This window comes from Pseudomonas sp. GW531-T4 (genome assembly GCF_017349615.1).
In the GTDB taxonomy this organism is placed as follows: Bacteria; Pseudomonadota; Gammaproteobacteria; order Pseudomonadales; family Pseudomonadaceae; genus Aquipseudomonas; species Aquipseudomonas chlororaphis_I.
Genome location: NZ_JACMZT010000058.1, coordinates 25306 through 34227 on the forward strand (window position 1 = coordinate 25306; position 8922 = coordinate 34227).

Annotated in this window: 10 protein-coding genes; 4 read left to right on the forward strand and 6 right to left on the reverse strand. The window is 64.0% G+C overall.

Features of this window, described 5'->3' with window-relative positions; all coding sequences use genetic code 11:
* Positions 1-157: 157 nt before the first annotated feature.
* Complete coding sequence (gene surE, locus J4D28_RS28250) at positions 158-952, reverse strand: 5'/3'-nucleotidase SurE (protein WP_009049957.1); 795 nt, start codon at positions 950-952, stop codon at positions 158-160.
* Positions 953-1057: 105 nt separating this feature from the next.
* Between surE and J4D28_RS28255 the strand changes: the two genes are divergently transcribed.
* Entirely contained in the window at positions 1058-1489 is a 432-nt protein-coding gene (locus tag J4D28_RS28255; RefSeq protein ID WP_009049958.1) for a MarR family winged helix-turn-helix transcriptional regulator, read from the forward strand.
* Between the two features lie 75 nt (positions 1490-1564).
* Here the strand turns inward: J4D28_RS28255 and J4D28_RS28260 are convergent, their stop codons facing one another.
* A complete protein-coding gene (locus J4D28_RS28260) occupies positions 1565-2044 on the reverse strand; it encodes an SgcJ/EcaC family oxidoreductase (protein WP_009049959.1) in 480 nt (159 codons plus the stop codon).
* Between the two features lie 16 nt (positions 2045-2060).
* Positions 2061-3047 carry a zinc-binding alcohol dehydrogenase family protein gene (locus J4D28_RS28265; protein ID WP_009049960.1) on the reverse strand — a complete coding sequence of 329 codons (987 nt, stop codon included), beginning with the start codon at positions 3045-3047 and terminating at the stop codon, positions 2061-2063.
* Positions 3048-3180: 133 nt separating this feature from the next.
* On the opposite strand from J4D28_RS28265, the gene J4D28_RS28270 reads away from it, so the two are divergent.
* Positions 3181-4068 carry a LysR family transcriptional regulator gene (locus J4D28_RS28270; RefSeq protein WP_009049961.1) on the forward strand — a complete coding sequence of 296 codons (888 nt, stop codon included), beginning with the start codon at positions 3181-3183 and terminating at the stop codon, positions 4066-4068.
* Positions 4069-4138: 70 nt separating this feature from the next.
* On the opposite strand, the gene J4D28_RS28275 is transcribed toward J4D28_RS28270, so the two are convergent.
* From J4D28_RS28275 to J4D28_RS28285, 3 genes are all read right to left on the reverse strand, one after another.
* Positions 4139-4924, reverse strand: coding sequence for a PhzF family phenazine biosynthesis protein (locus tag J4D28_RS28275; protein ID WP_103331802.1), 786 nt, complete (start codon positions 4922-4924; stop codon positions 4139-4141).
* A 5-nt stretch (positions 4925-4929) separates the two neighbouring features.
* On the reverse strand, positions 4930-5646 hold the full coding sequence (locus tag J4D28_RS28280) for a transcriptional regulator (protein WP_103331803.1): 717 nt from the start codon (positions 5644-5646) through the stop codon (positions 4930-4932).
* A gap of 78 nt (positions 5647-5724) precedes the next feature.
* Positions 5725-6603, reverse strand: coding sequence for a LysR family transcriptional regulator (locus tag J4D28_RS28285; protein ID WP_028682077.1), 879 nt, complete (start codon positions 6601-6603; stop codon positions 5725-5727).
* A 182-nt stretch (positions 6604-6785) separates the two neighbouring features.
* Between J4D28_RS28285 and ampC the strand changes: the two genes are divergently transcribed.
* Both ampC and J4D28_RS28295 read left to right on the forward strand, forming a co-directional pair.
* Complete coding sequence (gene ampC, locus J4D28_RS28290) at positions 6786-7976, forward strand: class C beta-lactamase (RefSeq protein WP_103331804.1); 1191 nt, start codon at positions 6786-6788, stop codon at positions 7974-7976.
* A 182-nt stretch (positions 7977-8158) separates the two neighbouring features.
* Positions 8159-8713: a UPF0149 family protein gene (locus tag J4D28_RS28295; protein ID WP_009049966.1), complete on the forward strand. Its 555-nt coding sequence runs from the start codon at positions 8159-8161 to the stop codon at positions 8711-8713.
* Positions 8714-8922 lie beyond the last annotated feature (209 nt).

The window sequence follows — 8922 nt, forward strand, 5'->3', positions numbered from 1 at the left end:
AAGGACGGGATTGGAGCAGCTCTGCCTCCAATCCCGCCCGGTAATGACAAGCCTGAATCATCAGGCCGTCCCTCGACATCATCACTCGCCCAAATAGTCTGCGGTCGACCTTGCCCGAAGCTGTTTGAAGGCCATCCCCCCGTCTGAAAAAGCCGCGCTACCTAACCAGCGAGCCTCGATTCTGTTGTTCAAATGAGAGGAGTGCCTTGTCGTGAGTCCGCTCGAATTGCAGCGGTGTCACGGTGATATGCCCGGCGAGAAGCTCCGCCGTCTCAGTGCCTGGCTCATCGGCTTGCGTGTGCCTGTCCAGCTTCAGCCAGTGATATTCAAGCCCGCGAGGATCGTTTTCCGTACGCACGGAAACGCCGTTCAAGCGCCCCGAGCCTTGACGCGTCAGTTTCAATGGAAGCACGGCATCCGGCGCGCAGTCGGGAAAGTTGACGTTCAAGCAAACATCCTCGGGCCAGTTCATGTCCATCAGTTGCGTGATGGCTTGCGGCCCATGATTGAGCGCGTTATCCCAAGGCACCGCACTTCTGTCGGTAAAGGCCTGGCTCAAGGCGATGGCAGGAACGCCAAACAGCAACCCCGTCATGGCGCCGCCGACCGTCCCCGAAAATACCGTTTCCACCCCCAGGTTCGCGCCTCGGTTGACCCCGGACAGAATCAGGTCGGGCCGGTCGTGATTGAGCAGATGCCCCAACGCCATTGCCACGCAATCGCCCGGCGTCCCGGTGACCGCAAAGCGTCTTTGGCCATGGCAACTCAGCCGCAGAGGTGTGTGAAGGCTCAGCGAATGAGAGGTGCCGCTTTGATCGAGCAACGGCGCCACAACCCAGACCTCACGCGCCAGTTGGCCCGCGATGCGTTCGAGAATCTTGAGCCCTGGTGCGTCTATGCCGTCATCGTTGGTGAGAAGAATCCGCGCGAATCTCGGATGATCGTTAGCCATCGTAATCCCCCCTCGTGATGTTCCCGGTCCGACGCTCGGAATGGGCATCGTCGCGAACTGCATTTAGCTATAATTACATAGCTATTTTTTCATAGGTATGACGGCATGGATATTTCGTTGTTTCGCGGACAGTTGACCCGCCTGGGCAAACGCCTGCGCCAGGAGGCGCAGAACACTCCCGAGACCTGGTCGCAGATGCTGGTGATGAGTGCAATCGAGCGGATGGACGGCATGGCCACGCCCTCGAAAATCGCCGAAGAGGAAAACATGCGCTCCTCCAACCTCGCCTCGCTGCTGCGGGACCTGGAAGCCCGTGAACTGATTACCCGCACCCAGGACACCGGCGATCGTCGCCGCACCTGGCTAGAGCTGTCCGAAAAAGGCCGGCTGGTGTTGCAGGCCAGCCGGGATCAACGTGATCAATGGCTGGACAGCGCAGTGAACACCTGCCTGACGGATAAGGAACGCAAACAACTGGCAGCGGCCGGAGCACTGATGGAGAAACTCAGCGCCTTTAGCCTGCCGGGTGACCTGTAAAAAAGAGGCGCGCTTGAAAACTGTGATCCACTCGTGGCAGGTCCCAAGACAGCGTCGCGCCTCTGCTTCCTTCATCTACTGGCGTGGCTGGGTGGTCGAGAAGATGTAGCGTGCAAAACGCCATTGGCCATCGCTTTCTCGATGCAACAGGAAAACCTCCTGATTGCCTTCGGCGCTGGCAGGCTGATCGCCCTTCAGCAACTTGACCGTTCCGTTGGAACGGGTCCGGGCGAACGCCCAGTCCCGTGACAGCGGTTGGATCTCATCGATGGTGAAACGCACGTCGAGCCTGATCAGGTCGAAGACCTGCCGATACGCCGCGTGTACCGCGTCACGGCCTACGGCCGGCGGGCTGTTCTGCGGCATGAACACCGCATCGTCGGCATACAGGGTCATGACCTGATCGAGGTCGGAGGTGTTCAGCGCCGTTTCATAACGTTTGAGTTGCTGGGTGACCGCCGCGGTCACCCCCGCCTCGGCGCCCGGCTTGGCGGCCTGGGCCGTCAGGGGCAGCAACAGGCTGCCGAGCATCAGTGTGATCAATGGGATACGCATGCTGTTCTCCTTGAGATCAAAGCACCACGACGAGCTTGCCCAGTGCGCGATCGCTTTCCATCAAGCGGTGCGCCTCGCGGACTTCGTCAAAGGCGAAGGTTCGGGTATGGATCGACGGTATGCGCTTGGCGGCGAGTTCCTTGGCCAGCCAAGGCAGTGGCGTGTCCTGCAGGGGCAAGGCCGGCGTCCCGAACAAGCCGCTCGGGAAGAAGTTCAGCCGCACGCCTGCGGGCAGGTCCTGCATCAGGTGGAATTGTTCCAGGGTGGGGGCACCGCCGAGCAGTCCGATCACGCTCACCGCGCCGAAGGGGCGCAGGGTCTTGAGGGTGTCCCGCAGGGTGGGCGCGCCTACGATTTCCAGGGCGGCATCGACCCCATCGGGTGCGATTTCGCGAATACGCGGGGCAATGTCGCCGTTGTCGACCACCACTGCATCGGCCCCTGCCTGGTAGAGGCGCTGGCTGTTTTCAGGGTTGCGGGTGGTCGCGATGACCTTCAATCCGCGAGCCTTGGCATAGGTGATGGCGGCCAGGCCAACCGATGAAGTACCGCCGCGTACCAGCAAGGTCTGGCCCTTCTGGATGCCCAGGCTCTTGTCCAGTGCGCCCCATACCGTGAGGTACGCCTCGGGCAGCGTGGCCAGCTGTTCCCAGGACAGCGAAGTGTCGTCCAGCGCGATCACATTGTTGCGCAGCACCGTCACCTGCTCGGCGTAGCTGCCGTTACGGGTGAACTGCATGCCACCCATGGCCGTGACCACCCGCTGGCCAGTGCGCAACTGGCCCGAGGGGTCCTGGATGACTTCGCCTACCGCCTCGATACCCGGCACCCGAGGTGCGCTGATGGCGCCCATCTTGCCAGCACGCAGATAGGTTTCGGCGCGGTTGAGGCCAAAGGCGCGGACGCGGATCAGCACTTCGTCGGCCGTCGGCGCGGGGGATGGGATATCCCGCAGTTGCAGGACTTCCGGGCCGCCGGTCTGTTCGATCACATAAGCTTTCATGGTGGAGTTCCTCAAGTACGTTGTGGGTTGAAGCCATTGCCGCCTGGGCAAGTGGCTTCACTATCCATCAATCGAAACTGGAAGATAATCCACGCAAAAGATAGGCTTCCTCTCACCAATGAGAGGAGCAATCATGGACTTCAACGCCGTCCGGATGTTTGTCAGCGTGGCGCAGACCGGCAGCCTTTCCGCCGCCGCCGAACGCCTGGAGATTCCCCTGCCGACCTTGAGCCGGCGTATTCGCGAACTCGAACAACAGCTGAAGGTACAACTGCTCGAACGCTCGGTACGGGGCACCAAGCTCACCGACTCGGGGGCACGCCTGTACGAACACGCCAGCCGCGGCATCGAGGCATTGGTCGAGGGCGAACAGGCGGTGATCAGCGATCAGGCGCTGTTGAAGGGCCGTTTGCGGCTGTCGTTGCCGCCCTCGTTCGAACCCTGGTGGGATGTGCTGTCGGCATTCCAGCGCCGCTATCCGCAGGTCGAGGTCAGTGTGCATACCACGGAACGGCGCATCGACCTGATCGAAGACGGTGTGGATGTGGCGCTGCGGGTCGGTGCGATTACCCACGAGACCATGGTTGCCCGCCGCCTGCTGAGCTATCGCCACCTGCTGGTGGCCAGTCCCGGGTTGATCGAGCGGCTGGGCCCACCCAGCAGCGTCGAGGCGCTGAACGCCTACCCCTGCGGTGTCTGGAGCCAGGGCAGCCCGGGGACCTGGCAGTTGGGAGACGTGGCCTTCAGGCCCAGGGCCATGCTCGCCACCAACGACTATGCGCACCTGCGCAGCCGCGCGCTGGCCGGTGACCTGGTGACCGAGCTGCCGCCCTTCCTCGCGGCACGTGCCATCCGCGAAGGCCGGCTGCTGGCGCTGCTGCCCGGCCATCCCTTGCCGGAGCAGCAAATCAATCTGCTCTACCCGTCCCATCGTCACCCGTCGGCCATCGTGCGGGCCTACCTGGACTTCGCCCAGGGCTACATGGGCTATCTGACAGAGGTATCGTCCACCCGGCAGTGATCGATCCTGAGGGCCCCAGGCACGACCCGAGTCGATCACTGATGCTCCTGGCGGAGCAAACGCCAGGTCTTCAGATAAAGATCGTGCCCTTCAGATACAGCGCGCCCTGGCCGCTGATCAGCACCCGCCCGTTATCCAGCACTTCGCACCACAGCTGGCCCTTGCGCGCCCCGCCCTGCTCCGCGCTCAGGCGGGTTTTGCCCAGGCGCCGGGCCCAGTACGGCGCCAGGGAGGTGTGGGCCGAGCCGGTGACCGGGTCTTCGTTGACCCCGACGCTCGGGCCGAACCAGCGGGAGACGAAATCGAACTGCGTGCCCGGCGCGGTGACAGCGATGCCGCGCACATCGAACTGGGCCAGGGCAGCGAAGTCGGGCTTGAGGCCGGCGATGATCGCTTCGTCCTCGACCACCAGCAAATAGTCGTCGGTGCGGTACAGGGCTTCTGCGCGCGGCAGGCCGAGGGCGTGCAGCAGGCTGGGTGGAATCTCCACGGCCGCCGGCTGCCTGGCCGGGAAGTCCATGGACAGGCGCTCGCCGTCACGGCGCACGCGCAACTCGCCGCTGCGGGTGCTGAAACGCAGCAGTTCGCTGGGTTCGTTCAGCTGTTCGAAGAGCACCCAGGCCGCCGCCAGGGTGGCGTGGCCACAGAGGTCGACTTCCACGGACGGGGTGAACCAGCGCAATTCGAACAGCTCGCCGTTGCGCACGAAGTAGGCGGTTTCCGAGAGGTTGTTCTCCTCGGCGATCCGTTGCAGCGTGGCGTCGGGCAGCCAGGCGTCCAGCGGGCAGACCGCGGCCGGGTTGCCGCCAAAAGGCGTGGAGGAAAAGGCATCCACCTGAAAGATATCGAGCTGCATCGGCTTCATTCCTGTTGACTGGCGTGGTCTGTGGCCCGGATCTGCTCCAGGTAGTTGTAGATGGTGTAGCGAGTGACGCCGAGGGCCGCGGCGGCCTTCTCGATACCGCCCTTGACGATGAACAGCCCGCGGTCCTGCATCTGGCGCACGGCTTCGAGCTTCTGGATTTTCTTCATCAAGGCCCGGCCGCCGGGGCAGGCTTGCTGAATGATTTGTGCCATCAACTGCTCCATGTCCTGGGGCTCGTCGTGGCGTGGTTCGGGGGCTGCACCCAGGCCCAGCAACTCGCCGAGGCAGGCATGGGCGGCGGCGATGCCGCTGAGGTCGGCGTTGGTGCACAGGGTGGCGAAGGGCTGGCCGCTGCTGTCGCGATACACCACCGTCGAGCTGCGCAACGGGCGACCGTCGGGCGCGGTGGTCGGGTAATTCTCCACCAGCACCGGCTCGCTGCCGGAGCGATCCTCCATGGCCCGGCGCACGGCGATAAACCCCAGGTCCTCGCGCGGCCCGGCCAGCACCGGGCTGCCGACCCGGCGACCGGTGACATGACCATTGGCAATGGCGACGATGGAGGATTCGGGCCGGCTCAGGTCGTGCAGGACGATTTCGGTGTGCCGGCCCACCACGCTACCGAGCATGTTCAGGGTGCTGTGCAGCACCTTGAACACCAGATGGCGTTCGGCGGCACTCTCAGGGGATAAATGGCTGTCGGGGCTGTTCATGGCGGTTTCGCGGAAAAAGAATCGAGCGAAAATATCAACACGACGTTGAATATTCAACCTAACGTTGACTAAAGCCACTCAACCTTCCTGCACGGTCCCCAACAACCATTCCTTGAACGCCAGCATCGCCGGGCTCTGCGCCCGTGACTGCAAGCGGGTCAGCCAATAACTGCCGGTGGTGATGCCCACCGCGAACGGCTGGACGATGCTGCCGGCGTGCAACTGCCGGGCGAACATCAACGGCGGCGCCAGGGCCACGCCTATGCCCTGCTGCGCGGCTTCCATCATGCCCAGGGACGAGTCGAAGACGATGCTGCGCGCAGGCAGGGTGCTGGCCGGCAGGCCGGCGGCGCTGAACCATTCCGGCCATTCGTCGGTGCGGTAGGAGCGCAGCAGGGTCTGGCCGAGCAGGTCGGCGGGGCTGCGCAGCTGTCGCGCCAGTTCCGGCACGCAGAGCACTGACAGCGGCGCCTCCAGCAACTGGACGGCATCGGTGCCATGCCAGGCACCGCTGCCGAAACGGATGGCGTAGTCCAGGCCTTCGGCCGCGACGTCGACCCGGTTGTTGTGGGTCGACAGGCGCAGGTCGATAAACGGGTGGCGGGCCTGGAAGTCCTCCAGGCGCGGCAGCAACCAGCCGACGGCAAAGGTACCGACCGCGCCGACGCTGAGCATTTCGCGGTAGTGCCCGCCTTCGAAGCGGCCGAGGGTTTCGGCGATGCGGTCGAAACACTCGCACAGCACCGGCAGCAGGGTTTCGCCCTCGCTGGTCAGCATCAGCCCGCGGGGCAGGCGCTTGAACAGGGTGACGTTGAGCTGGGCCTCGAGGCTTTTCACCTGATGACTGACCGCCGCCTGGGTCACGCACAGCTCGATGGCCGCGCGGGTAAAACTCAAATGCCGCGCCGAGGCCTCGAAGGCCCGCAGGGCATTCAGCGGCAGATGGGGTCGGATCATGACCACTCCCTAGTTTCTCTAATGGCTCCTGCGAAATATCGTCGTTTGCCGATCCTTCGCCGGCCGCCTACATTGAGCCGGCTCGCAGCGCCCCGCCCCCTGACTGCAAGGGCAGGCACTGGCAAAAGCCGCTCGGAGTGTAGCGGCCATCACCCTGCAAAATCATGGAATGTCAGCCCATCATGCACAACAAAAACCTTGCCCTATCCGGATTTTTCGCCGTTTCCCTGCTGCTCTCCGGCGCCAGCGCCTGCCTGGCCGCCAGCCAGCCGGACAGCGCGCTCAAGCCCCTGGTCGACGCGGCGATCCGCCCGTTGATGCAACAACAGGACATCGCCGGCATGGCGGTGGCCATCACCCTCAAGGGCCAGCCCCATTACTTTAACTACGGCCTGGCCTCCAAAGAGGAGCAGAAAGCCGTCGACGCCGACACGCTGTTCGAGGTCGGTTCGGTGAGCAAGCTCTTCACCGCAACCCTGGGGGCCTATGCCCAGGCCAGCGGCAAACTGTCCCTGGACGACCCGGCCAGCCGCTACCTGCCGGCATTGAACGGCAGCCCTTTCGAGCACATCAGCCTGTTGCAACTGGGCACCTACAGCGCCGGCGGCCTGCCGTTGCAGTTCCCGGAGCAGTGGGACAGCCAGGACAAGATGCTCGGCTACTACCAGGGCTGGAAACCGGCCTTTGCCCCCGGCGCCCAGCGCCTGTACTCGAACCCGAGCATCGGCCTGTTCGGCTACCTGGCCGCGCAAAGCCTGGGGCAGCCCTTCGAACAATTGATGGAGCAGAAGCTGTTCCCGCAACTGGGCCTGTCGCACAGCTATATCCAGGTGCCGAAGTCGCAGATGGGCAATTACTCCCAGGGCTACGGCAAGGACGGCAAGCCGGTGCGGCTCGGCCCCGGCGCCCTGGATGCCGAGGCCTACGGGGTGAAGACCACTGCCGCCGACCTGCTGCGCTTCGTCCAGGCCAACCTCAAGCCCGAGTCGCTGCCGCAGCCCTGGCCGCAGGCAATCGCCATCACCCACACCGGCTACTACCAGGTCGAGGGCATGACCCAGGGCCTGGGCTGGGAACTCTACCCCTACCCGCTCAGCCTCGACGCCCTGCTGGCCGGCAACTCGTCGCAGATGGCCTTCGAACCGCACCCGACCCGCTGGTTCACCCCGCCCCAGGCGCCGCGGGCCAATACCCTGCTGAACAAGACCGGCTCCACCAACGGCTTCGGCGCCTATGTGCTGTTCGTGCCCGGCAAGGACATCGGCCTGGTGCTGCTGGCGAACAAGAACTACCCCAACGCCGAACGGGTGAAGGTCGCCCATGCCCTGCTCAAGGCCCTGGATGACCAGGTCGGCGCGGCGAAGCAACCCTGAGCAAAACAGCGGCCGAGTCGGTTAACAGACCCGGTCGCTGGACCGGCCGAGAGCGCGTCGCCGCCATGACAACTCGCTCCGCGACGATGATCGGCGCTGGATAAAAGCCGCGGAACGCGCCATCCTCCGCGTCTTTTTTCCGCGCAGCCCCTGGGGCGCACGTTTTTCCAAGGAAGCCATCCATGCACAACCAGCCGCTCAGCCCCGCCGAGTTCGAATTCATCGAAGACACCCTGCTCAAGTACGGGGACGACCATTCCGTGCTCAACCTGGCCGAGCTCGACGGTTTTTGCACCGCCCTGGTGTCCGGCCCGGCCCAGGTGGACATCGCCGAATGGTTCCCGGCCATCTGGGGCGGGCAGAACCCGGACTGGCAGGACCCCGAGGAGTGCAAGCGCTTCATCGAGCTGAGCGTGCGCCACCTGAATGCCCTCGCCACGGCACTGGCGAGCGACTCGGCGAGCTTTCAGCCGCGCTTCGAACAGACCGAGCATCAGGACCAGCCGCTGACGCTGGCGGAAGAATGGTGCTTCGGCTACATCCGCGCCATGGCCGTAAGCAACTGGCCCGAACTGCCCGCCGCCCAGGCCGCCCAGCTGCAAGCCATCATCACCTGCGCCGAACAGGACAACTTCGAACTGCCGGCCGACCTGGATCTGGTTCAACATCGCCAGACAGTCGCCAGCGTCGAACAGGCGGCGCGTGGGCTGCACGATTACTGGTTGGCGCAACGCTGAGAGTGGTGTGAGGGTAGGTCACTCGCCTGCCCTCAGGCTCCAGGCAGCGAGCCAGGCTGCATCGTGGATAGTGCGGACTAGCCCCTTATTATCGTCATCGCTATGTACTCCAGGCCCAGGCTCGCCAGCAGTCCGCCCATGATCCAGTGCGAAACAATCAGTCTTCTCTTAAGAGGCTGAGGAAAGTTGTTTATCTCATCAGCATCCAG